This is a genomic window from Methylorubrum populi (assembly GCF_002355515.1).
In the GTDB taxonomy this organism is placed as follows: domain Bacteria; phylum Pseudomonadota; class Alphaproteobacteria; order Rhizobiales; family Beijerinckiaceae; genus Methylobacterium; species Methylobacterium populi_A.
On record NZ_AP014809.1, the window covers coordinates 5,016,042 to 5,036,389 of the forward strand.

Consider the following 20,348-nt stretch of genomic DNA (forward strand, 5'->3'; position numbering starts at 1 on the left):
TGTAGGGTGACACGATATGCCTCAGTTGCACCGCGGTATATAACAAAAGCGATTCGATGATACCTCATTGTTGATAGTCCGAAGGGCGTATTCAATGACAGATTCTGGACTGGGTGGGCGTATCCTGGCTTCGATCGACCGCTTGGACGGAGACTCGGAATATTATTCGACCATAGAGGGTAGCCTCTCGAAGGATGCTTGATGTCGCTCGGACGAGTGCTCAGAATCGGCGGCGTTGAGCTTTGCTGTGGCGTGGCGAACTTGCGATCTTGCCCTTAGCCAAGGGTTTTCCCCATCGAATTCGTTCGCGCCATCCGTTGTACAGCTCGGCGGCAAACCCTTTGCGCACAATCGGCGCGCCTCCTTCGCTTCTGGAGCGCGATAGCCAAGTCGGAGTGGATTTCACCCGAATATTGTTTGCCGCCAGTGGAGTAAGCACTCAATCATGTGGCGGATCATTATCGCGGATGAACAGAAGAGCTTCCGAATCGGTCTGCGCAGGGCTCTGGAAGCCGGCTTGAGCGGCGTGATCATCGTCGATGTGTCCGGGGCATCCGAGTTGATCAACGATGTCCGGTCACCGATGAAGACGGACCTCGTCATCGTCGGGTCCCGCCTCCTTCCCGCCGGCGACCCGACCTATCTGGGGGCCCTGAAGCGGGCGGCCGGCGCCGCGCGCCTCCTGCTCGTCGTCCCGCAGGCTTCCGCCGACCTGTTTCAGGACGCCTTGAGCCTCGGCTTTCACGGCTTGATCATCCGGCGGCAGCGCCACGAGGAGATGGTCGAGGCGATCCGCACAACGCTCGACGGCCGGCTCTACGCTCCCGACGCGATCCTGGTCGCGAAGCCGCCCGATGCCGTCCCGGCCATGCGACCACCGGAGCGCAACGTGCGGGCGATCGGGCTGACCCTGCGTCAGCGCGAGGTTCTGGCTCTGATCGGCAAAGGATTGTCCAATCGAGAGATTGCGTTCGCGCTGAACATCGCCGAAGCGACAGTGAAGATTCACGTCTCCGGTGTGATCCGGGTGCTCGGAGTCAGAAATCGGACCGAGGCTGCGCTCCTCGCTCCGACAATTCTCAAGGGCAAAAACTAGTACGGACTGGATAGATCCTAATGGGTGTCCAAGTTTTTTCCGACGTGACAGGAAAGGTCCCATTCGGTCTAGTTAATTTGTGCCTAACATCCTGCGGTGCACAATACGTCGGCGCGAATGGTCCGAATAGAAGCGGCGTTCAGGAGAATCGGGCGCGGGAGGTTTCTTGCAGATCAGGGGAGTGGCTCCGATGGAACACGTCGATACACTGATTGTCAGCGACAATCGCATGGTCAGAGAAAGCCTGGTCGCGCTCCTGTCCGGCACCCGCTTCACGGTGCGACAGGTCGCGGCGTGTCCCGGGCTGCACCTCGACGACCTTGAGGCGGCGCGATTGGCACTCGTCGTCATCGACGAGGAGGCGGCCTGCATCGTCGGGCAGGTCGCCGAGGCGCTGCCCGAGGTCAAGATCGTGGCGCTGGCGCTGCGGGATACCGAAGGGCTGATGCTGCGCAGTCTTCAACTCGGCGCCTCGGCCTATCTGACGGAGGACGTCTCTCCCGCCGACCTTCTGAAAACTCTGGAGGTGGTGATCGCCGATTGCGCGGTGCTGCCGATGAGCTTCCTCGGGCGTCTGTGCTTGGCGGCCGATCCCGTGCGGGCGCCCGGCCCGGTCGCCGCCCTGACCGGGCTTCAGCGGGCGGACGGAACCTCGCTCTCCAGCCTGTCGAGCCGCGAGGTCAACATCCTCGAAGGCTTGGCGCTCGGAGAATCCAACAAGGTCATCGCCCGCAACCTCGACATCGCCGAGGCCACCGTGAAGGTCCACGTCAAGGCGATCCTGCGCAAGGTCCGGGTCAAGAACCGGACGCAGGCCGCGGTCTGGGCGATGAACAGAGGCATCGTGACGAGCGCCGCCCCGCCCGCCGAGCGGTTCGGGAGCGTTCTGTCCCCCTTCCCCCTCGTCTCCGGTCGCGACGGATTTACCTCCGGCACCCTGGTGGCTGTCGCCTGAGGATAGCGCGGCGCCGTGAGGGGCCCGGTGCCGCTCCCAACATACCCGCCATCGATGCGATCCGAGCGCCAGACAATCCGGAGACGAGGAAACCGGCCTGAAGTCGTCTGTGGTCAGTTCGACACTGAACCGCTCGAAGCGGCGCTGGGCGGTGGATCGGCGGTCGCGGTGGGCTCGCCGCGCCGCCCAACCGGATGACGCCGCGCATGCTCGTGTGCCTTGGCTGGAACCCAGTCATGTACATCGCGACCCACATCTCGCGCGATCTCTACGCCGACCTCCGGCGGCTTCGATCACGCGTTCAAGGATTGCGGTGGCTGCGAGATGTTCCGCCGAACCCTGGCGCGGGAGCCCTATGCGCGTCGCCCGCCCGGTGGCCTGCTTTCGCCGCACCGGGCAGAACAACAGCGCCAACCTCGCCCGCAAGGCGCGGGCGCTGGGCGAGGTCGCCCCACTGGGCAGCGTCCCGACTCTTCGATACCCGTCCGCTGACGGGCATCGAACCCTTCCTGCACGGTCGCGAGGGGTTCTACCTCGACCCGCGGGAGGATCTGGAGCGGGCCCTCGGCCTCATCCTGCGCACCGACGACGCGCAGGTCGATCGGACGACGGCCGCGGCCCAGGCTCCGGTCCAGCGGATCGACACGTTCGACGCGCTCGCCCGATACGTGATCGAGGAGACGCTGGCGCCGGGTCCGGTCGCCCGGCCCGCGCCTCCGCCCGCGGGAAAGACGCTCGTCAAAGCCGAAGCCAGTCACAGACAGCCCTCAATGAACAGATTTGTGGAACAGATCCGTGCCTCCGGTCCCGCAGGCCGCGCGATCGGACCGGATGAGAGCGGGCGAGCGTGGCCGTCAGGCCTCACCACGCCGACGATGCGTGCAGCCATGTTGACGCGGCGCCCGTCACAGCCTATCTGACGCCAGCACCGAGCTCGGGGATACGGCCAACGCTTCCCCGAACGCGCTAGTCCGATCAGCCGGACGCGCGAAAGCCCCGGTGGGGGATAGTTTAACGGTAGAACCGCGGACTCTGACTCCGCTAGTCCTGGTTCGAATCCAGGTCCCCCAGCCACTTCCTGCAAATCGCTAAGTGATTGGTGCTGTAGGCCGATTTCAGGCTTTCACGGCAGCGCATCGCTCGACCCATATCCCGCATTTTACAGCCGTTTTACAGGCTGCGAATCGCTTGCCAGCCTGTCCGGTTGCGCCGGGAGGGCCGGCGCATGATCCGCGTCCTCGTCTGCGGCGGTCGCGACTATGCCGACCGCGATACCCTTTTCGGGACGCTCCACGAGATCGCCCAGCGCCACAACGGCGTGCGGGTGATCCAGGGCGGAGCACCCGGTGCCGACATGCTGGCACGAGAGTGGTGCCGCACCTACGGCTACGATTACGAGCACTTCCCGGCTGATTGGAAGAAGCACGGCAAGGCGGCTGGCCCGATCCGCAACGCTCACATGCTCGCCGAGGGCAAGCCCGACGTTGTGATCGCCTTCAAGGGTGGGCGCGGAACTCAGGATTGCGTTCGGCAGGCTCGCGCCGCCGGAATACCCGTCGTCACGGTGGGGTGGTTCGATGAATAAGCGCAGATGGCAGCCCGACGAAGTTGAGCGGGTTCGGGAGTGGTACGCGTCTGGCGAGGATGACGCCGCTATCGCGGTGGCGCTCGGCCGGTCTGTCGGCTCGGTGTCCAACCTCCGTCAAGCGAAGGGGATACAGCGCCCTCGCGAGACCCTCAAACGAGGTGCCGACTGGTCCGACGAGGAATTGGCACTTGCGGCCGATATGTACGCCAAAGGCGAGAGCAACAACGCGATTGCTACCGCACTCGGAAGATCGCGCGTAGCGATCAAGCGGCTCGTCACAACGCACGGCCTCAGGCGTTCAATGGAATGCCTGCCGGACCCGAGCAAATACGATACCGAAAACGAGAAATGGCGCTTGGTCCGCGGTGGGCTGCCCTATGCCGTTTCCAGCATAGGGCGTGTGATATCCCTGCTGCCTGGGCGAATGGGTGAGTACCTGTCTACTTGGATGGACGAGGACGGCTACGTTCACGTCCAGTTGCAAGTTGACGGGAAGTCCAAGCGGCACTCGGTGCATCGTCTGATAGCCCACGCCTTCAGGGGAGAGCCGCCGACGGCACTGCATCAGGCAGCGCACAACGACGGCAACCCGTCCAACAATTCGGACAAAAACATCCGCTGGGCAACGCCGGCCGAAAATCAGGCTGATCGCTTGATCCACGGCACGGCCGAGAGAGGGCCGGGCGGACAGTTCATCAGAGGCACTGCCGACATGATCCGGCAGGCCGAAGCGGCTGGCGTGTCCGTCGAGCGTATCCCTACCCCCATCCGATCCGAAGGAGCCTGAGCGATGAACCTCGCAACCTACGTCGCCGGCTTGCCGCTCCTCGTGCTCGGGATCGGTGGCTTCATCTTCGGCGTCGGCCGGCTTTTCCGAGCCGCAAGCAAGCGCTCCCGCGACCGTCGCGCCCTCGTCCTCAATGCAGTCCGCGCACAGCAGCCCAACGGCACAGGCTACACGCTGACGAAGGAGTGCGAACAGCGGCTCGGCAAGCGCTGGCCGATCGCCTCCATCTACGGGCACCTGTTCGACCTAGAGCGTGAAGGCGTCATCGCTTCTCGGTGGGGTGAGGCAACCGCGGCTCGGGGCGGATATCGGCCCCGGCACTACTGGGTCAAAGCCGACCTTCCCGACCTCGCCCCCCCGCCCTTCCCCGCCATCCGATGATCGCTGAAGGAGAGTAGCCATGGGCTTCAACACGGTTGCCGTTCTGCTCAACGACTATGCCGCAGACTTCGAGCGCGAGGGGCGGATCGGTCGTAGCATGGCCGACGCCATCAGGCAGTACGACCACCCGAACCCGTTTCACCGCAACTTCCTCGGCGGCACGGTCGTCTCGCAGGCGCACGCTGATTGGTCTCAGGTCGTGATCGTCAGCCGGAACAGTGGCGTCCGAGCCGACGAGGCGAACGATCTCGATTTCGTCGCGCTCAACCAGATGCGTCAGTGCCTTGAGCGCCACGGCTACAGCGTCACGAAGCCTCGCAAGCGGCGTCCTTCCCCCTCCCTGCTCGCGGCTGAAGGGAAATCGGAGGGCGAGAGATGAGCGACGATCTTGGGCGCGTCCCTTCGGGACCGGACCACTCGGGCTCTGCCCCGAGCCCTTCGGTCTCAGCCTCCGGCGAGTGTTCCTCGCGCGACGGCTGGCGGCCAATCGCAACGCTGCCAAAGGATGGCGAAGCGTTTCTTGCCGCCGATGCTCGTATAGCGGGCGGCTTTCAGCAGGTCGTCTTCTGGGACGACGATCCGCCCCGCGTCGGCTGGGAGCTTTCTACGGCCGACGGCCCGAGTTACCACCGAAAGGCATTCACTCACTGGATGCCCCTCCCTGAGCCGCCCGCCGCCGAGGGAATTGCCGATGGCGCTGACCCTCCCTGCCCTCGCCGGGACAAGTGGTTCCGGGGCTGCCGGTTCGAGCCGCGGTATGACGTTGGGGCGCCAGACATGACCGGTATGGGCCGTGTTCGGTTCGCAGACGCCGAGGACGCCGGCCCCTTCTACGAGGCGCTGAAGCCTAAGACGTACCTGCACGACATCTGCGTCCAGTGCGGGAAGGTGGTGGATCGGGGAGGGGCGCGATGAGCCTTTTCCGCTCCATAGGGCAAAAGATCGGCGAGGATGCGGTCGCTGATCTGCAAGCCTCTGGTGAGATGGATTGGATCATCCGCTCGGCCGTTCTCGATAACATGGAGAGCGCGTGGCGGCATGCTCCGCAATCGCCGGATCGCGAGCGAGCGATGCGCCGTATAGCAGTCGAGCGTGGGAGGCTTGGTATCCGACCGTGCCGCCCTGAGGATCGCACGAGCGGGTGGGATATCGCCTTCGGCATCGTGCTGGCCATCGCGCTTATGCTCGGCGCGGTCTTGGTCAGCTTCGCCCTTTTCCCTTGAGCCGCCCGCGTCAGGGGATGGACGCCCGTAAGGGCCGGAATGCGCAGCAGTCCGGTGCGGAGCACGACAGCCCGGCCCACGCAGTGGGGACGCCCTAGGTTTCTCCCCTACCCCTCTGCGGGGGAGGGTTTGGAGGGACGAGCCGTAGAGTCTTCCTCGCGCTGAAGCTTTTCCTCAACGGCCGTGCGGATGAATGTAGCCATGCGCTGCTCCCCAACCAGCGCAATTATGCGCTCCTTGGCCCCAGCATTCAGCCGGACCTTCGTCTCTTCGAGGTTCATGGCAGGGCGGCCCATACGTCGGCCCATAACCGGGGACGGAATATTCGTCAAAATCGCCTCATAAGCGGGGACGCTTATTGACATATAAGCGGGGACGGTTATTTTGTCCATATCCGCGACGGAGATACCGCCATGGCCTACTGCTACCCCGATCCGAACAGGGACTATCCCGAACGCGAGTGGAAAGTTTGGGAGGTCTTCAGCAAGGCGACCGGCTTCGTCGGCACGGTCCGCGCGCCCCGCAAGGCGCTGGCCGCATTCCACGCCGAGCGTGAATTCTGCCTGCGGGCCGGCTCCTACTATCTCGGGAGGGCCTAATGCTCACCGACGCACAGCACCTAGCCCTCAAGAAACTCCGCGATCACGGGGGCGAGGGCGTCATCGACAAGCATGGCAAGGTCGTCGCGAGCGGTGAACGCTTGCTCGGCTTGGAGCCCGTGACGTGGCTCCGGCTCATCACAACCGGCCACATTGAGGTGCGCGGAGATCTGCGCATCGGGATCACGGCGAAGGGGCGCGATGCGCTCGCTGCTGCGCCGGGGCTGAAGGTCAACCCGCACGGCATCCAGGGCAGCAGTCATCAGCAGCCCGCCCGGCACGCAGGAGCAGAGTGATGGAGGTCGGACGCGTACAGGGCGCCACCCGCTATCTCGGGGCGCCGGCCGGATGGGAGCCTGAGAAAGACGGGCACTGCGCACATCTGCCGATCAGAGACGAGCCGCACAGCCCTGGCGTCAATCGGATGACTTCGGCTTGGTTGCCGACGCCAGACGAGCTTTCGCGGATCGCAGCAGGAGCGCCAATCTACCTCGTCATCCTTGGTGTCTCACACCCGCCCGTAGCCCTCATGGTTGGCGATCCACCGAGCCTGACCGAGCATCAGCCAGATCACGCTCAACCGCAGCCGAGGCAAAGATGAGAACGCAGAAGACCACTCAGTTGCGCGAGAGCCGCGAGGCGGACGACGAGATCGCCTCCGTCGATTGGAAGGCGGCGCCGCATGTCGTGCTGGAGGCCGTAGATCGTCTCCTAGCCGAGGAAGGGCTTGAGATCGTCATGCTCGACACAGGCAGCGACCAGTACGAGTTCATCGTGGAGGCGCGGCGATGAGCATGTCCGTCGAGGCCAAAGCCGTCACCGCGTGGCTGTCCGATCAGATGTGTCGCGTGGAGGAGCCTCTAGTCTGCGGCTTCGGCAACTCCCTGAGTGAGGACGGCGCGCGTCGCCTCCTTGCCGTGATGGATGGCGTCACAGAGCACCCGACGAACGACACGCTTCAGAAGCTCGGCGCCTTCGAGCGCAAGACGAAGGTCAACAAGCACACGGCGACCCATTGGGGCTATCTGCGGGGTGTGATCGACGCGCTGGACGCGGCCGGTCACTCAGACGCCGCCGACGTGCTGGTCTGGCAGGTATGGCACCGGATGAACAGCGCCGCCCGCCACAACGAGTTCTATCGTCTTGTCCTCAAGGAGAAGGCCGAGGTCGAGACCGAGAACGCCCGCCTGATGCGGTTGCTGACGGACGGTCCAGCCAACCCGCAGGAATGCGCCGAGTTCTGTCGCACGGCTCGGGATGACGGCGATGGCAAGCCCTGCCTCGACTGCGATCCTGAACGCTTCTGCATTGCCTAACCCGCCCTCCCCTTCCTGCTGAACGGAGAGAATGATGAGCGAGAACGAGACCTTCTACGACAATGAGATCGCCCCGGCTCTCGCCGGTCTGGCCAAGCGCTGCCAGGATCGCGGCTTGTCTTTCCTAGCCGTGGTTGAGTGGGAACCCGGCGAGCACGGTCGGACGCTCACCCTTCAAGCCGGCAGCGGCCTCGGCATCCGCATGGCTGACGCGGCGGCGCAAGCCGGCAACAACGCCGATGGCTTGATCCTCGCCCTGATGAAGTACGCGCACGAGCACGGTCATAGCTCGATGCTGTTGAAGCAGCTCGGCGTGCCGCTGACGCCCGAGAAGAGCGCCGCCTAGCCCCACCCCACCCGATCCGTCCTTCGTGAAGAGAGGCCAAGCCGTGAGTGCAGAGATCGTCTTTGATCGTGATTGCCAGAGCGCTCCGTTCTGGCTCCGCATTCCGGTTGCCGAGGGTAACGTCGCTATCGTGGAGCTTCCCGGCTGCGTTTCGCTTCCGGCCGCCGTTCGCCGAGCCGACGAACTCGGCCACTTCCCGATGCACTGGTGGCAGGCAGACAGCCGAGTCCGCATGCCGATCCCGAGCGGTATCGTCCGCACGCTACTCCCCGCATCCTAGGAGCCCTCCCGATGTCAGAACAAGCCGTGTGGAAGTTCCCGGTTCGCATCGCGGACGGACGCCAAGAGATAACCGGGCCGGGGCTGCCGAGGCCGGTCCACTTCGCTCTGCAAGACGGCATCCCAACCGTGTGGGCCGTCGTCTCACCATGGGAGCGGCACGAACTGCCGCGCGGCATCTACATCGTCGGCACGGGGCATCCGATCCCCACAGGATGCACGCACGTCGGCTCGCTGCAAGACGGCGGCTTCGTCTGGCACCTGTTCATGGAAGGCCAGTGACCGCCTTCGCCGGCAGATCGAACGGCTGGAGAGCCTGGAGTTTTAGGGGAGAGGATGATGGCTCCGACCCGCCTACGAATGAGGATCAGGTGCGCCGTCTGTGACAAGCCGGTCGATGAGTGGACGATGTGGGAAAACCCCGCCGACATGTCGCGGGGGATCAAGGTCCGCTGTCACGGCGAGGAAGACAGCATGAAGATGACGTGGGGCTTTTTGGCCGACCTCACTCCGGATGAGCGGCGCCGGCTAGAGCAGTCCGAGGGGGTTGCCTTCGCCACGAAGCGCTTGCCCCGCCCCACCGCATGCAAGGCAGAAGGATAGGACGATGGACGCCAGAGAGATCGCGAACCGGATTGCGCTCCTGCTCAACCCGATGCCCGATATGAGCGGCCAGCAGATCAACCGCTTCCATGGCGAGCGGCGTCGGCGCATCGAAGACCTAGCCGCAGAAATTGCAGCTATCGAGAAGGATTGGTTGATCCGACCTCGCTAGGCGGCAAGGTCGAAATCGGGGTCCAGGGTTGATAGGCCCTTCGGCTGGTCGAACCGGCGACCGTCCCGGACGATGTAGAATTCGGCGCTGAACACGTCGGAAAGGCGGCCCAGGTCCACGCCCCAGTGGTACGTTTCCAGCGGCTCCACGTTGGCCCCGCCGCCCATGAAGGCGCCGGGGTGCCGGTCCCGGAAGGTCTTGTTCTCCAGCTTGCCGGCGAGCATCAGCTTCGCCCGCATCACCTCGAACGAGTAGCCGCGCCCGTCCCGCTGTAGGTCGTCGAGAAAGCGGTTGACCGACTCGACGTAGCCGGTGGTGTAGGGTTCCTCGAAGTAGGCCAGAACCATCGGCATCCAGCGTCGCTGGATCGCGCACTTAGTCTTGTAGGCCAGAGACACGGTCGGCGGTAACGTGGCGAGCCAATCCTTGTAGTAAGTCTCGGCCTCAGCAGGGGACGAGCACAGATAGAGGTCGCAGTACCGCTCCTTGGTCCAATAAGCGTCATGCAGGATCGGCCAGCGGTTGCACCAGTTGTTGATGGTAGCTTTCTGCTCCTCCGAAGTCTGGCTCCATCGGGTGCGGAATAGCTGCCGGGACATGCGCAAGGCGGCCCCCTCGCGCCTATCCGGCAGCCGCTTCGCCACGGCGGCGCGGATGTTGTCCAGCACCTCGTTGGCCGCGCGCGTGACGTGGAAGCGGTCGGTCACGTGAAGGCGCCCAGGCAGACACCTTCGTATCATCTTGCGGTAACCGTCGAACCGATCAGTGACAACGACTTCCAGCCGCCGATCCTCGGACAACTGGTTGAGGTAAAGTTCAAGCGTCTCACCTCTGTCCTTCAGCATGTCGAGGACGGTCAGTTCCTCAAGGTTGCCCATCACGGCACGGAACTCGCCGCGTAGCTTCTTCTCGTCGATCCCAAGGACGCGCGGCGTCTCGCGATGGAGCTTTGCTATCTCAACTGAAGTGTAGGCGTCGAACGCTTTTGCAACCGACTTCGGGTCCACATAAACATCACGGCCGATCTCGGCGAACGTCCGACGCATAGCTTGTCGGGCCATCCAGAGTACAAGACGGCGTGTCATCAAGAAGCCGGGCTCCTTGAAGGGCAGCGTTTCCGAGATCGCGTCGTTGCCGACGACTTCGCCCGCCTCGTTCTTACAGTCAGGGCAAGCGAACCTCTGAACGCTGAACTCGATCAGCGTCGCCTTGCCGTGGTGCGGCACGTCGTTGATGCCCGTGACCCTCGTACCGTTCTTGCGCAGCTTGCACGCGAGGTTACACGCCTGCGCGGTCGGCCTGCGAGACCGTGCGTGGACAACGTAGTGATCGTCCGCCTCTTCTCGTGCCGTCTCTACGACGCCGGGCAGGTTGAGCAGATCGCTCACGGCTGCTCCCCCTCGGCAGCCCCTTTGCGCGACTTCCGCTTCTCGTCCCTCGCCAGGGATGTCTCGACGACATCGCGGATGTACTCAGCGCGGCGAAACTTGCCCGCGACCGCGTCGATGCGGTCGAGCGTGCCCTCCTTAAAGCGGACGAGCGTCTTGTCTTTGAACGGTTCCTTGGGCACGGCCACGGTTGTGACCGATATCGGTTTCCGAGTCAAAACCGCCTCCAATGCGATATCGCTTGTTGACCCGTATCCGATGTCGGATTAGGTTTCAATCAGATATCGGATTGGAGCCTGTTCATGGATCAATCATACGTCGATGCCGCCGCAGCGGTCGAAGGCGTCGCCCAGGAGCTTGAGGGCATCGGTCGTTCAGGCTCTGCGAAGATGCTTCGCAATGCCTTCGACGCGCTGCTCGGCGTGGATGAGGCGGCGGACTTGCCACCGGCAGATGACGCCACCCGTCGCACCGTAGTTCAGGCTTGGGATCGGTATCGACAGGGCGTGGGCGCAACCGAGGTCGCGGATTTGAAGCGTGAGAACGCGGACCTCATAGCGCGCAACTTCGCTTGCGGGCAGCAGCTTGAGGAGATGAGCGACGCGCTGATGATCGCCGAGCGGGATGTGAGTGAGGCCGCCCGCGATGTGCTGGCCGAGAGGCGACGACAGATTGAGGTAGAAGGCTGGACGCCGGAGCATGATGACGCCCACAACGGCGGGCAACTTGCGGCGGCGGCGGCGGCCTATGCGACCGCCGGTCGGCAGCTTGATGCGCTCGGCGGTCCCGGCCCCTTATGGCCCTGGGAGCTTCAGTGGTGGAAGCCGCGATCTTACCGCGACAACCTCGTGAAGGCCGGAGCCCTGATCCTCGCTGAGATTGAGCGGCTGGACCGGAGGCGCCTGCAAGTTTCGGCTGGGCGAGAGAATAGCGAGACCTATGAAAAGGCCCGCGCCATTGCCGAGGCTGCCGCCAATCGGTGGGATAAGTTCAGCGATACCGCTGGGGTGCGCTGGCTGACTGACGCGATCATGGAGTTTGGCGCTCTACCTCGCGACGATGGCCGGTGCATGTGCGCCGCCTGCCGAGATGCACGAGAGCGAACTAAACCCGCATGAAGGCGGCTCTGCGCTGTGTGGGGCTACGCGCCGCCTTCATGCTCTCGATGGGCCGATCAACCCGATTTTCCCGTGTGGTGTCCGGCCCGATGGATCACTCATCAGCCCGATGTTCCCGATACCCTGGATATCTACTAAGGAGGCTTCGCGTGAAAGACTACAACGATAACGATGTCCGGTTCATCCGGGGCATGATCCCGCACCACGAGATGGCAATTCGAATGGCGAACACGGAGATCGTCTACGGGTCGAACCCCTGGGCGAAGCAGTTGGCGCTTCGCATCAGGGCTGCTCAACAGAACGAGATCGACCAGATGCGGGCATGGCTTAGCCAACGGGGCCTGTCGGAGTCCGGAGGCGGGCATTCGATGTAGTCGTCTTTCCGGAAGACGGTGAGGTTATGCACTTGTGGGAGCCCTCAATGGACGCCAAAGGCATCTACGACTGCCCATATTGCGGAGTTGATCGTGAGCCATGCCACGGCGAGGCCCAAATCCGAGAGCGGACACAGGCTGGCGACGCGCAATGCGCCAGTGCACTGACTCACATCGTCTCGTCGCGTGCTCGGCGTGACATTTTGGCAGAGCGAATGCGCCAAGTGTCTGCCGAAGGCTATTCTTTCGAGCACGACGACAATCATGCTCGCGGTGAGTTGGCCGCCGCCGCTGCGTGTTACGCTCTGCCCGTGGCAGTCTACACTGGCTGTTTAGCGCCATTTCCCCCGAGGGGAACTCTTGGGCTTAAGCTGGCCAATCACGTCTGGCCGTGGGCTCCAGGCAGCTTTAGGCGGAAGAGCCGCAGAGAAGATTTGATCCGCGCAGCAGCGTTGCTTATCGCTGAAGTGGAGCGGCTGGATCGTTTAGAGGTGCGCGGCAAATGAAAGACACCACGAGAGGTTATGCTGCTGTTCTCGCGGTCGTCCGCTCGGCCTGGGCGCTCGTGGACAATACGGCTTATCACGATTGGCTTCCACTCACCGTCAGCCGCGATGATTGGAATGACTTGGTGGCCGATCTCAACACACTGAAAGCGCTCATCCCGCCTGATGAGCTGCCGGCCGAGCCGCCTCACGCTGTTACCTGCCTGTGGCCTGGGCGTTCATCAACCCGGAATGGCGAAGCGGAGTTCGAGCCCGCCTCCTTGCCATCAACCAAAGCTTCTCAGGTGTGAAACGGACTGCATGGCCCGTGCCATCAACCAAAGCTTCTCGATATGCCGAAAAAGCCCGCCAAGCGGGTGCCGAGCGGGCTGAGAGGAGGCGGGGATGGCTGTCGCTGAGTTCAAAAGTTGGTTTGATGCCGGCATCTTAATCCGTGGCAGAATGGTCAACGAGATCAAGGGCGCAGCTTGGAAGTATGGGCTTGAGTTCGAGCACGAGCGCGCCGGCAGCGTTGTCCGTTTCAAGGTGTGGGGCGACCCGACTGCGGTCTCAAGCTTCCAGAAAGCCTATGCGCGTTGGGGCCGCGATCTCATGGAAGCGAACGCCTAGACACGACGAACCCCGCTCGGGCGGACCCGGCGGGGCTGAGATTGAGCGAGTTTAGGATGGTTTAGCGGGGAGCGGCTATAACTCGGCTAGGACCCTCAGGCCGGTGGGTTCGGCGGCCCTGTCGGAACCGCACCGGTTCGGAATAGGTCTCGGGTCCAAGGCGGTATCCGGTCAATGACCGGCTGCACATCCGGCTTATAGACGAGCGTCGCGAAGACGAGCACCGCCGCGATGCCAAACCCGACGAGAACGGAGTACGTGTTGCCCCGAGGCACGACGCCATTGGCGGCCCCCTTCGGGACGATGTGCAGAACCGCTGCAATCACCGTCAGCAACTTAATTGGGACGAACAACTCACTGTTTGCGAAGGCCGGATTGAAATTCGACAGTCGCAGGATCGTCCTAAGCCAAGCCTGCCCGTCCTGAGACAGCCAGGATAGAGCGATGCCGACGATCAGATAGTCGGTATTGGTGCGCGAGCCGGTCCATAGCGCTAAGATCCCGGCTCGGATGTAGAAGCTGAGCACCACCGTTGCCATCACGCCGATCAGGATATCGACGGCGATGTTCATGTCGTTGTTCGGCAGAACCGCATTTAACGCGATGTAGCCGCAGCCGAGCAGAAACGCGGTCCAGGCGATGACGCTTCGAATGTTCTCTGGCCTCGGGTCGTGATAAATCAGCACGGCGGGCCGTCCTTCTGCCTCTCAGGCGAAGCCTCAAAGCTCCGCAGCATGTCATCCACGAGGGCGCGAACCTCGCTCGTTTGAAGCGCCTGCTTCCGCAATTGGTGTGAGGCGGCGCGTGCCTGTCTTCGCTGGATCACCGCCTCACGGCGCTGCCGCTGCGCCGAAGCTGCGGCGGCGTCTCCCGCTCGCTGCACGGCCTTCTGTGCCGCCACATTGCCGGCAATCGCAGCGTCAAGCTTCGCCAAGCTCTCAGCCGGCGGCCCCCATCCAAGCCATGTCATGAAGCGTCTCCACATCAGGAGCGCCCCCGTTCGGCGCGTTCTCTTCGATCATCGCGTATCCGCTGAAGCTCGCTCGTCACCCCCTGCATTGCTTGGGAGGTATTGCCGAAGCCGTGCTGGACCTTCTCGATGAGAATGCCGATCTGGTGAGTATGGTCCCCGATTGTCTTGCCGCTCGCGTCGATTAGAGCGCGGAGTTCGTTGAGAGCGCTCTGCACGCCACCAGCCGCCTGCGTGGCCGCCGTTAGGCCCGTGATAAGCCGCTCGATGTGCCCGCCGCTGAGCGCCTTGTTGTCTGCGTACTGCTTCGCGATCACGCCCATGAGGATGGCAGACAAGCCCCACCCCCCATATTCGCGAAGCAGCCCTGCCACATCAAGGCTCGTCACGATCTCGCGCCTCCCGCTCTCGTGTGGCGGATCGGCACTTGCGAGTCGGGCCATAAGCGGGGGATCAAGCTCTCAGCCATTGCGCCCTCTGTTGGCGTTGATGGTCAGGGATCGGTCGCTCGGGTTCCAAGCTCGCGACCGGTCCCGCCTGCTTCGGGGGAAGGGTTAGCGGCGAGCGACCGCCGCCGCCGCAATCGAGCCGAGGGCCTTGATGCCCTGCACGGCCGGCGCGACGAGGAAGAAGCTCAGAAGGATCTCTTTCTGATAAGCGTCATACGGAGGCGGCGGCTTCGGCACGCCCCAGGCGCCGACGATGTGCGCCCCCCAAGGGGTCCAGAACGGCAGGCTATCAAGGTAGACGCCTGCGGCCTGGAGGGCTGGTGGTAGCGCTATGAGGTAGATCAGGAAGCGAAACTGCGGCTGGGCTGCGGCGCGGAGGCGGTTGGTCTCAGCGGCAGCCTGAAGCTGCGCGACGACCTGTTCTTTCTCCGAGCCGATGCCGGCGATCGTGATGTCTCGACCGCTGGCGTCCCGCTGCTTCATGTAGTCGAGGATCGGCCCCGCGAAGAGCTTGAGGACGAAACCGCCGAGAGCGCCCCACATCACGGCCCCTCGTGCGAGGGGTGCACCGTCGTCTGCACCGTCTCGGAGGGCGAGAACCACTGCCGCAGGATGATCGTCAGGACGTTGATGCCGACCATCCACCACAGCGCGGCTTCGGCAGAGACGATGCCGTTGAGGTTGATCGTCTGGAGGTAGCCGAGCACGGCAAGAGCGGTCGTCGCGATGGCATTGACGGCGTTCAACAGCACGATCTTGAACGGCCGGCGCTTGACGATGGTCGTCGTGACGGTCGCAGCCGCGGCGGGCGTGGCAACAGTGATAGGCGGCAATTGCTCCTGCGGCATGTCAGTGACTCCATGCCTTAAGAATGATGCCGCCGATCACGGCGAGAGCGATGCCGCCCACCACGAGCGCAATCAGGCCGAGGCCGATCCAGCCGAAGATGGCGCCCAGCGCGCCCCAAGTGACGGGCTCTGCGGCCTCTGCGGCGAGAGCGGGGAAGCAGGCACAGGCGAGCGCCAGCGCCGCGAGAAGCAAACGGGTCATGTCGTTGTCTCGTTCTGGAGGTGCGCGGCAACCGGCCGGCGGCGGGGCTTGTCTTCAACGAAAGCCGATTTGTGAGAGGCAAGCCCGCTTGTGTTCAGCGGGTGAGGGGCAAAGGCTCAGCGAAACGATACCCACGCCATCCAGAGTAGGAACGCCAAGCCGAGGCAGGCGGCCCCGAGGATGGCAAAGATCGCGGACCCGAGCCGTTCGTCTGCACTGGTGGGGCGAGCGTTGTCGCTCCATGCCATCCAAAACAGAGCACAGCCGATGACGAGAAGGACGAGAGCAGCCCAGCCCATTACGAAGCCCACCGGAACAGCGAGGACAGCCAGCCGCCGAGGGCGCCGGTCTTCACGGTCGCCTCAGCAACAGGCGGGGTGGGCTTCGGCAGAACAGCGGGCGCCGGGGCAGGTACGGGCGCCATGAAGTTCGGCGTCTTCACGGGCGAACGGTCTCCGCGCCGAGCTTTCGGCAGAGCTACGGCGTAGGGCGTGCGGAACTGGTCGTACTCGCCCTGCCGCCGCGAGATGATTGCTGCCGGCTTGTTCCACATCAGGATCGCTTCGGCGGCGCCCTTGACGTCTCCGGCCTTCAACCGCTTGGCCACGGTGGAGCGCGTGAACGCCGGCTGGCCGATGTTGAAGCAGAGCGACACGAGTGCGTCGAACTGGTGCTGTTCGAGCTTCACGCCGAGATCCGACACCGGCTTGGCATATGCCTTCACGGCCTCGGTGAAGAGCGCGTCGCTGGTGGCCGCCGTGATCGTCAGCCCCGGCGTCACCTTGATCAGCCCGGAAGCCGTCGTAATCCCGACGCCGATCGTGAGGATACCCACGCTGTCTTTGTAGGCGGTCAGCACCTCGCCTTCGCGCGACTTCAGAGCCGCGCGCCCGATGGGCGACAGGTCCATTCGTGTTCTCCGGATTGTCAGGAAGGGCGGGCGTTGAGCGGCCCGAGATCGATTCGTCAGCGGCGCGTTGATGCCGACCGCGATGAGGGCTAGGCAACCAATGAGCAGTCAGGCTGGCGCCGTAGCCTTGTACGGGTGCGCGGCCGGCAAGCGCCCTTGGATGCCGTGCTCCCAAGCCACCCGGCCCTGAACCTTCGCCCGGGTCGCCGCGTCAGGGATGTTGCCTTGGACGACGCCGATTTCGTGGATAGAGCCAACGAAGTTCTCGCCGCTCTGGCGCCCGCCGATAAACGAGGTCACTCCCGCAGCATAAGCGTCGTTGACGGTGCCCGACGCAGACTGGACGGCATCGACCCAGATCTGGGTCGGCAGCGTTGTCGATCGCTGCCTGATCCACTCGACAAGCTGCTTCTGCCCCGCGACGATCCGGCCGCTCGCGGTGCCGATCTGCTGCGATTGCCCCTGACGGTTCATCACGATACCGCCGGACGTGTTCACCGCGATCTGGCGACCGCTGTTGCCCGAGCCGTCGGTCGAGCCGATGATCGACTTGTTGCTGCCCGTCAGGACCGGGATCGTGATGACGGCCCAGCCGTATTCGATCTCAGGATCGGCCGGCAACGTGGAAGGGATCTTCTGCGTGCTGGTCGTCGTGATGCCGCCGTCTGTCGTGTTCGCGGTCGGACGGCTTCCGGCCGTGGCCTGGACGCTATCCCGGTTGATCGGGCTGATGTCGTCCCACGTTCCGGTCCCGGCCGTGTCGCCCTGCCGCCGAGCCTCCAGCGACCCGGCCGGGAACGGCGTCGCCACCCCCGTGATGCACAGGACGTTGCGATCGGCGAGGTACTGGACGACGATCACGGCGCAGCCACCAAGGGAGTCACGAACAAGGTCTCTTGCGAGAGCCGGACCGGGACCGACGCGCGCAGCATGATTTTGGCGCCGTTCGCGAGGAAACCTGACCGCGGGGTCACTTGGAACAGTTCATCAATGCGGTGGGGCGTGCCGGCCGCTTCCGTCAGCGGCACGGTGCGCTCGGAGGTCGCGCCCTCAAGGCCCGAGATATTGCCGGCGATGTAGATCCCGATCTTGAGCCAGCCGCCGAAGAGCTGCGGCACGGCCGTCACTCGGAGCGAAAGCTGGTAGGAGTCGCCCGACTTGCGAGCACGCAGCACGCCGTCGTCATCCAGAAAGGCGAAGTCGGCGAAGGGGCCGCGCAGGTTGCCGAGCACATCCCTCGGCGCGGTCACGATAAAGGGAGCATCCGTGTTGGCGGGCAGATCCGTGACGGTCGCCCCCATCATCTCGCCGTAGCGGACCGTGCCGTAGTCGCCCGAGTCGCCCTGCGGCCCTCGCTCGCCTTGGATGCCCCGTGCGCCCTGCTGGCCGGGGACGGTCACGGAAGCCACGGCAGGCCGCCCAAGGGCCGCTACGGCCACCTGAGGGCGCCCCTGTACGGCGATGGCATAGACGGGCAACTTGCTCACGCAGCACCCGTGCTCGGCAGAACCCGGATCTGAATGCGGCCGATGCCCTTGGGCTCGCCCTGCGCTGTAGCTCGGCGGAAGAGATCTCCGACGACCGTGGATGGAAGCAGGAGCGCGCCGGGACGTACAGCCGACAGTCGCCAAGTCCGCCCCTGGCTCGGCACGCTCACCCGCACCTTGCCGGCGGCGGGCTCTACGATGGTCAGCGAGCCATTCGCGGCAGCCGTGTTGCAGACGCCAACCGACACGTTGTCCGACAGTGACACGAACCTCACGAAGAGTTCCGAGCCGGTCAGGTTCATTGGAGCGGAGCCGTCCAACTCGTTGACCGTCAGATCGAACTCCCACGGCTCGGCGTCGTAAAACGCGTCGGGGGCGGAGACGATGATCGCCATCTACAGGTCACCCCAACCGTAGGTCATGCAGCGCTCCCACCAAAGGCGCCATCCAGCTTCCCAGACGGCAAGGCAGAGACCGAAGTAGGCGGCTTCTTCGCGGCGCATGGCCCTCTCCAGTATGGAGGCAAGGTGTCGGGCGAGCAGGACCAGCGCCCAATTCAACCGTCGAAGATGGCTACGGAGATAATACTCGCGTCTCGCAGGGCATCATTTCGGTCGAACAACCGAATTGCAACTTGAGACGCACTCTCGCCGAACGTCTGCACAGTAACCGGGGCATTCGTTGAGACAACGGGTGTTTTAGTCGCGTTCCCCGTTGAGTCGAGTAGAGTTATCGTGTAGGTGCCGGTTGCATCTTTAGAAATATTCGCCACACCAAATGACGATACCGGCGCAACTTGCCCGCTCGCCACAGTGCCGTCGAACCTAGCGCGGGCGATAACCCGAGCGCTGAGTAGTCCAGGCGCCTCAACCGGGCTGTTGTAAATCGGTGAACTATCGCTGAAGGTAAACTTGTTCGACGGGCCGTAGTGCTGGATATATCTGCGAGAAGCCAGAGGCTGATAATCATTGTAACTTCGATGAGCGCACGCCCTCATATCAAGTTTGACATGGCCAGAATTCGCACTTGTCTCAACCATGACGTTGTGCGTGGCAAAATGCGATGAATCCGGCCGATTGAAGGTAACTCCGGTCATTGAATAGGTTGAGGGATCGCTGCCTGCGGTCAGCATTATATCGGAGAGTCCAATATTCCCCTCAACATATGTACCCAGCATCGACAGCGCTGCTCCGCCTTCGCCGCCCGAGTTGAGCATCTGAAGGCCGAACCCAAATCCCCCAGCATCTCCCCCGTTTGCCTCGATGCTTCCCCCTACAATCGCCACACAAGATGCAGCTTCGATATGAGCCCCGTAGAGAGAATTTAGAGAAATAACGGGGGCGTTAAATGTAAGCGCGTTTCCATTCGAGAATGTAGTTCTCGGGAATACGCGCAGCCCAGCACGATTGTATTTTGCTTCCCACTTACTAAAGGAGCAAGAGACGACGTCTGTGAGTCCGAACCCGAGCCCGAACCCTTCCACATAAATGGGATCAAAATCGGCAAAGGCTAGTTTTTTCAGCGACAGGCCGACGGCCTGCTGTTTGCCGCCCGTCGTGATTGTAAATCCCCCCAGGCGGTGCCTCAAATAGGCGCCGAAATTTCCGCTGATGGCCGGGTCTCCAACAATCGTCAGCGCTGACAGATTGCCATCTGGCCCGTCATAGAACAATTGTGCCGATGAGGGGCCAGCAGCCTGGAAGTTTGGCGTGCGCCCATCTTCAAGTCGCTTGGAGATATCGAGGGTGAGCGGTCTTACAAATCTAAATTTCCCTTTGTTTAGAAAGAAACGATCCGCCCTCAGGGAGGCGTTCCCCAAGGCATCTTCCAAGTATGCCGTTGCATCGGTAACACCATCCCCTGGCGCTCCAAGCGCTTTGAAGTTGATGTCGTCACTGAACCAATCACGCAACAGTCGCCCGGCGACGGGCTGCTGTGGGAGCTTGTCTTTTTGGACCGCGCCGTCGATAGCGGCGGCGATCGTCTTGATTCCACCTTCAAGCGGCACAGGTGCCGCAGCTAACGCTGCGCCAACCCGCGCATCTCCAGGCTTCAATTCGGACAGAACACCGTCGATATATGCGCCAAAGCGAAACTCGGGCATGCAGATGCCTTGCTGTCAGGTGATGTACGGAAGACAGG

At 63.3% G+C, this 20,348-nt stretch carries 32 protein-coding genes and 1 tRNA gene; 21 read left to right on the forward strand and 12 right to left on the reverse strand.

What is annotated here, in order from left to right; translation table 11 throughout:
- The first annotated feature begins 445 nt into the window (after window positions 1–445).
- The 17 genes from MPPM_RS23200 to MPPM_RS28180 all read left to right on the forward strand — a co-directional run bounded on the left by MPPM_RS23200 (window position 446) and on the right by MPPM_RS28180 (window position 9,345).
- A complete protein-coding gene (locus MPPM_RS23200) occupies window positions 446–1,096 on the forward strand; it encodes a response regulator transcription factor (protein WP_096487074.1) in 651 nt (216 codons plus the stop codon).
- 229 nt (window positions 1,097–1,325) lie between these two features.
- A complete protein-coding gene (locus MPPM_RS23205) occupies window positions 1,326–2,051 on the forward strand; it encodes a response regulator transcription factor (RefSeq protein ID WP_244573391.1) in 726 nt (241 codons plus the stop codon).
- Between the two features lie 236 nt (window positions 2,052–2,287).
- A complete protein-coding gene (locus tag MPPM_RS29075; RefSeq protein WP_244573392.1) occupies window positions 2,288–2,971 on the forward strand; it encodes a hypothetical protein in 684 nt (227 codons plus the stop codon).
- A gap of 80 nt (window positions 2,972–3,051) precedes the next feature.
- A tRNA-Gln gene (locus MPPM_RS23220) sits at window positions 3,052–3,125 on the forward strand.
- A gap of 151 nt (window positions 3,126–3,276) precedes the next feature.
- The gene (locus tag MPPM_RS23225) at window positions 3,277–3,636 is read left to right on the forward strand and encodes a DUF2493 domain-containing protein (protein ID WP_197705056.1); all 360 of its coding nucleotides are present in this window, start codon (window positions 3,277–3,279) and stop codon (window positions 3,634–3,636) included.
- Window positions 3,629–4,426 (forward strand): HNH endonuclease, encoded by a 798-nt coding sequence (locus MPPM_RS23230; RefSeq protein WP_096487076.1) that lies wholly within the window; start codon window positions 3,629–3,631, stop codon window positions 4,424–4,426. Before MPPM_RS23225 ends, MPPM_RS23230 begins: the two co-directional genes overlap by 8 nt.
- Before the next feature lie 3 nt (window positions 4,427–4,429).
- Entirely contained in the window at window positions 4,430–4,807 is a 378-nt protein-coding gene (locus tag MPPM_RS23235; RefSeq protein WP_096487077.1) for a PadR family transcriptional regulator, read from the forward strand.
- A 19-nt stretch (window positions 4,808–4,826) separates the two neighbouring features.
- Window positions 4,827–5,186, forward strand: coding sequence for a hypothetical protein (locus MPPM_RS23240; RefSeq protein ID WP_096487078.1), 360 nt, complete (start codon window positions 4,827–4,829; stop codon window positions 5,184–5,186).
- Window positions 5,183–5,722 (forward strand): DUF551 domain-containing protein, encoded by a 540-nt coding sequence (locus tag MPPM_RS28175; RefSeq protein ID WP_157914237.1) that lies wholly within the window; start codon window positions 5,183–5,185, stop codon window positions 5,720–5,722. Before MPPM_RS23240 ends, MPPM_RS28175 begins: the two co-directional genes overlap by 4 nt.
- Window positions 5,719–6,030, forward strand: a complete 312-nt coding sequence (locus MPPM_RS23250; RefSeq protein ID WP_096487080.1) for a hypothetical protein — start codon at window positions 5,719–5,721, stop codon at window positions 6,028–6,030. The genes MPPM_RS28175 and MPPM_RS23250 overlap by 4 nt, the downstream gene beginning before the upstream one ends.
- Before the next feature lie 413 nt (window positions 6,031–6,443).
- Window positions 6,444–6,629 (forward strand): hypothetical protein, encoded by a 186-nt coding sequence (locus MPPM_RS23260; protein ID WP_096487082.1) that lies wholly within the window; start codon window positions 6,444–6,446, stop codon window positions 6,627–6,629.
- A complete protein-coding gene (locus MPPM_RS23265; protein ID WP_096487083.1) occupies window positions 6,629–6,925 on the forward strand; it encodes a hypothetical protein in 297 nt (98 codons plus the stop codon). Before MPPM_RS23260 ends, MPPM_RS23265 begins: the two co-directional genes overlap by 1 nt.
- 301 nt (window positions 6,926–7,226) lie before the next feature.
- On the forward strand, window positions 7,227–7,421 hold the full coding sequence (locus tag MPPM_RS23275) for a hypothetical protein (RefSeq protein ID WP_096487085.1): 195 nt from the start codon (window positions 7,227–7,229) through the stop codon (window positions 7,419–7,421).
- Complete coding sequence (locus MPPM_RS23280) at window positions 7,418–7,945, forward strand: hypothetical protein (RefSeq protein WP_157914239.1); 528 nt, start codon at window positions 7,418–7,420, stop codon at window positions 7,943–7,945. Before MPPM_RS23275 ends, MPPM_RS23280 begins: the two co-directional genes overlap by 4 nt.
- 31 nt (window positions 7,946–7,976) lie before the next feature.
- Window positions 7,977–8,291 (forward strand): hypothetical protein, encoded by a 315-nt coding sequence (locus MPPM_RS23285; RefSeq protein ID WP_096487087.1) that lies wholly within the window; start codon window positions 7,977–7,979, stop codon window positions 8,289–8,291.
- Window positions 8,292–8,582: 291 nt separating this feature from the next.
- Window positions 8,583–8,852: a DUF7352 domain-containing protein gene (locus tag MPPM_RS23290; protein WP_096487088.1), complete on the forward strand. Its 270-nt coding sequence runs from the start codon at window positions 8,583–8,585 to the stop codon at window positions 8,850–8,852.
- A 325-nt stretch (window positions 8,853–9,177) separates the two neighbouring features.
- Entirely contained in the window at window positions 9,178–9,345 is a 168-nt protein-coding gene (locus MPPM_RS28180) for a hypothetical protein (RefSeq protein ID WP_157914241.1), read from the forward strand.
- On the opposite strand, the gene MPPM_RS23300 is transcribed toward MPPM_RS28180, so the two are convergent.
- Window positions 9,342–10,733, reverse strand: a complete 1,392-nt coding sequence (locus MPPM_RS23300; protein ID WP_096487090.1) for an ISL3 family transposase — start codon at window positions 10,731–10,733, stop codon at window positions 9,342–9,344. The genes MPPM_RS28180 and MPPM_RS23300 overlap by 4 nt on opposite strands.
- Window positions 10,730–10,921, reverse strand: a complete 192-nt coding sequence (locus MPPM_RS23305; protein ID WP_096487091.1) for a hypothetical protein — start codon at window positions 10,919–10,921, stop codon at window positions 10,730–10,732. The genes MPPM_RS23300 and MPPM_RS23305 overlap by 4 nt, the downstream gene beginning before the upstream one ends.
- Before the next feature lie 114 nt (window positions 10,922–11,035).
- Here MPPM_RS23305 and MPPM_RS23310 point away from each other — a divergent pair, with 114 nt between their 5' ends.
- The 4 genes from MPPM_RS23310 (at window position 11,036) to MPPM_RS23320 (ending at window position 13,340) form a co-directional block, all read left to right on the forward strand.
- Complete coding sequence (locus tag MPPM_RS23310) at window positions 11,036–11,851, forward strand: hypothetical protein (RefSeq protein WP_096487092.1); 816 nt, start codon at window positions 11,036–11,038, stop codon at window positions 11,849–11,851.
- A gap of 149 nt (window positions 11,852–12,000) precedes the next feature.
- Window positions 12,001–12,225, forward strand: a complete 225-nt coding sequence (locus MPPM_RS28185) for a DUF305 domain-containing protein (protein WP_157914242.1) — start codon at window positions 12,001–12,003, stop codon at window positions 12,223–12,225.
- Window positions 12,226–12,727: 502 nt separating this feature from the next.
- A complete protein-coding gene (locus MPPM_RS28190) occupies window positions 12,728–13,021 on the forward strand; it encodes a hypothetical protein (RefSeq protein WP_153873081.1) in 294 nt (97 codons plus the stop codon).
- 94 nt (window positions 13,022–13,115) lie between these two features.
- A complete protein-coding gene (locus tag MPPM_RS23320) occupies window positions 13,116–13,340 on the forward strand; it encodes a hypothetical protein (protein ID WP_096487094.1) in 225 nt (74 codons plus the stop codon).
- Window positions 13,341–13,435: 95 nt separating this feature from the next.
- Here the strand turns inward: MPPM_RS23320 and MPPM_RS23325 are convergent, their stop codons facing one another.
- The 10 genes from MPPM_RS23325 to MPPM_RS28195 form a co-directional block, all read right to left on the reverse strand.
- On the reverse strand, window positions 13,436–14,026 hold the full coding sequence (locus tag MPPM_RS23325; protein ID WP_096487095.1) for a hypothetical protein: 591 nt from the start codon (window positions 14,024–14,026) through the stop codon (window positions 13,436–13,438).
- A gap of 298 nt (window positions 14,027–14,324) precedes the next feature.
- A complete protein-coding gene (locus tag MPPM_RS23335) occupies window positions 14,325–14,699 on the reverse strand; it encodes a hypothetical protein (RefSeq protein WP_153876642.1) in 375 nt (124 codons plus the stop codon).
- 165 nt (window positions 14,700–14,864) lie between these two features.
- The gene (locus MPPM_RS23340) at window positions 14,865–15,302 is read right to left on the reverse strand and encodes a hypothetical protein (protein ID WP_096487098.1); all 438 of its coding nucleotides are present in this window, start codon (window positions 15,300–15,302) and stop codon (window positions 14,865–14,867) included.
- Window positions 15,302–15,607 (reverse strand): hypothetical protein, encoded by a 306-nt coding sequence (locus MPPM_RS23345; protein ID WP_096487099.1) that lies wholly within the window; start codon window positions 15,605–15,607, stop codon window positions 15,302–15,304. Before MPPM_RS23345 ends, MPPM_RS23340 begins: the two co-directional genes overlap by 1 nt.
- A gap of 1 nt (window position 15,608) precedes the next feature.
- Window positions 15,609–15,809: a hypothetical protein gene (locus tag MPPM_RS23350; RefSeq protein ID WP_096487100.1), complete on the reverse strand. Its 201-nt coding sequence runs from the start codon at window positions 15,807–15,809 to the stop codon at window positions 15,609–15,611.
- Between the two features lie 298 nt (window positions 15,810–16,107).
- Entirely contained in the window at window positions 16,108–16,719 is a 612-nt protein-coding gene (locus MPPM_RS23360; RefSeq protein ID WP_096487102.1) for a lysozyme, read from the reverse strand.
- 108 nt (window positions 16,720–16,827) lie between these two features.
- Window positions 16,828–17,580, reverse strand: coding sequence for a hypothetical protein (locus MPPM_RS23365; protein ID WP_096487103.1), 753 nt, complete (start codon window positions 17,578–17,580; stop codon window positions 16,828–16,830).
- Window positions 17,577–18,206, reverse strand: coding sequence for a hypothetical protein (locus MPPM_RS23370; RefSeq protein WP_096487104.1), 630 nt, complete (start codon window positions 18,204–18,206; stop codon window positions 17,577–17,579). Before MPPM_RS23370 ends, MPPM_RS23365 begins: the two co-directional genes overlap by 4 nt.
- Window positions 18,203–18,601, reverse strand: a complete 399-nt coding sequence (locus MPPM_RS23375; RefSeq protein ID WP_096487105.1) for a hypothetical protein — start codon at window positions 18,599–18,601, stop codon at window positions 18,203–18,205. Before MPPM_RS23375 ends, MPPM_RS23370 begins: the two co-directional genes overlap by 4 nt.
- Window positions 18,602–18,762: 161 nt before the next feature.
- Entirely contained in the window at window positions 18,763–20,310 is a 1,548-nt protein-coding gene (locus MPPM_RS28195) for a hypothetical protein (protein ID WP_157914243.1), read from the reverse strand.
- Between the last annotated feature and the right edge of the window lie 38 nt (window positions 20,311–20,348).

Excerpts from the sequence above, each read along its gene's own strand:
- MPPM_RS23200 (WP_096487074.1), top strand. The coding sequence starts at position 446 with ATGTGGCGGATCATTATCGCGGATGAACAGAAGAGCTTCCGAATCGGT.
- MPPM_RS23205 (WP_244573391.1), top strand. The coding sequence starts at position 1,326 with ATGGTCAGAGAAAGCCTGGTCGCGCTCCTGTCCGGCACCCGCTTCACG.
- MPPM_RS29075 (WP_244573392.1), top strand. The coding sequence starts at position 2,288 with ATGTACATCGCGACCCACATCTCGCGCGATCTCTACGCCGACCTCCGG.
- MPPM_RS23225 (WP_197705056.1), top strand. The coding sequence starts at position 3,277 with ATGATCCGCGTCCTCGTCTGCGGCGGTCGCGACTATGCCGACCGCGAT.
- MPPM_RS23230 (WP_096487076.1), top strand. The coding sequence starts at position 3,629 with ATGAATAAGCGCAGATGGCAGCCCGACGAAGTTGAGCGGGTTCGGGAG.
- MPPM_RS23235 (WP_096487077.1), top strand. The coding sequence starts at position 4,430 with ATGAACCTCGCAACCTACGTCGCCGGCTTGCCGCTCCTCGTGCTCGGG.
- MPPM_RS23240 (WP_096487078.1), top strand. The coding sequence starts at position 4,827 with ATGGGCTTCAACACGGTTGCCGTTCTGCTCAACGACTATGCCGCAGAC.
- MPPM_RS28175 (WP_157914237.1), top strand. The coding sequence starts at position 5,183 with ATGAGCGACGATCTTGGGCGCGTCCCTTCGGGACCGGACCACTCGGGC.
- MPPM_RS23250 (WP_096487080.1), top strand. The coding sequence starts at position 5,719 with ATGAGCCTTTTCCGCTCCATAGGGCAAAAGATCGGCGAGGATGCGGTC.
- MPPM_RS23260 (WP_096487082.1), top strand. The coding sequence starts at position 6,444 with ATGGCCTACTGCTACCCCGATCCGAACAGGGACTATCCCGAACGCGAG.
- MPPM_RS23265 (WP_096487083.1), top strand. The coding sequence starts at position 6,629 with ATGCTCACCGACGCACAGCACCTAGCCCTCAAGAAACTCCGCGATCAC.
- MPPM_RS23275 (WP_096487085.1), top strand. The coding sequence starts at position 7,227 with ATGAGAACGCAGAAGACCACTCAGTTGCGCGAGAGCCGCGAGGCGGAC.
- MPPM_RS23280 (WP_157914239.1), top strand. The coding sequence starts at position 7,418 with ATGAGCATGTCCGTCGAGGCCAAAGCCGTCACCGCGTGGCTGTCCGAT.
- MPPM_RS23285 (WP_096487087.1), top strand. The coding sequence starts at position 7,977 with ATGATGAGCGAGAACGAGACCTTCTACGACAATGAGATCGCCCCGGCT.
- MPPM_RS23290 (WP_096487088.1), top strand. The coding sequence starts at position 8,583 with ATGTCAGAACAAGCCGTGTGGAAGTTCCCGGTTCGCATCGCGGACGGA.
- MPPM_RS28180 (WP_157914241.1), top strand. The coding sequence starts at position 9,178 with ATGGACGCCAGAGAGATCGCGAACCGGATTGCGCTCCTGCTCAACCCG.
- MPPM_RS23310 (WP_096487092.1), top strand. The coding sequence starts at position 11,036 with ATGGATCAATCATACGTCGATGCCGCCGCAGCGGTCGAAGGCGTCGCC.
- MPPM_RS28190 (WP_153873081.1), top strand. The coding sequence starts at position 12,728 with ATGAAAGACACCACGAGAGGTTATGCTGCTGTTCTCGCGGTCGTCCGC.
- MPPM_RS23320 (WP_096487094.1), top strand. The coding sequence starts at position 13,116 with ATGGCTGTCGCTGAGTTCAAAAGTTGGTTTGATGCCGGCATCTTAATC.
- MPPM_RS23340 (WP_096487098.1), bottom strand. The coding sequence starts at position 15,302 with ATGTGGGGCGCTCTCGGCGGTTTCGTCCTCAAGCTCTTCGCGGGGCCG.
- MPPM_RS23345 (WP_096487099.1), bottom strand. The coding sequence starts at position 15,607 with ATGCCGCAGGAGCAATTGCCGCCTATCACTGTTGCCACGCCCGCCGCG.
- MPPM_RS23350 (WP_096487100.1), bottom strand. The coding sequence starts at position 15,809 with ATGACCCGTTTGCTTCTCGCGGCGCTGGCGCTCGCCTGTGCCTGCTTC.
- MPPM_RS23360 (WP_096487102.1), bottom strand. The coding sequence starts at position 16,719 with ATGGACCTGTCGCCCATCGGGCGCGCGGCTCTGAAGTCGCGCGAAGGC.
- MPPM_RS23375 (WP_096487105.1), bottom strand. The coding sequence starts at position 18,601 with ATGGCGATCATCGTCTCCGCCCCCGACGCGTTTTACGACGCCGAGCCG.
- MPPM_RS28195 (WP_157914243.1), bottom strand. The coding sequence starts at position 20,310 with ATGCCCGAGTTTCGCTTTGGCGCATATATCGACGGTGTTCTGTCCGAA.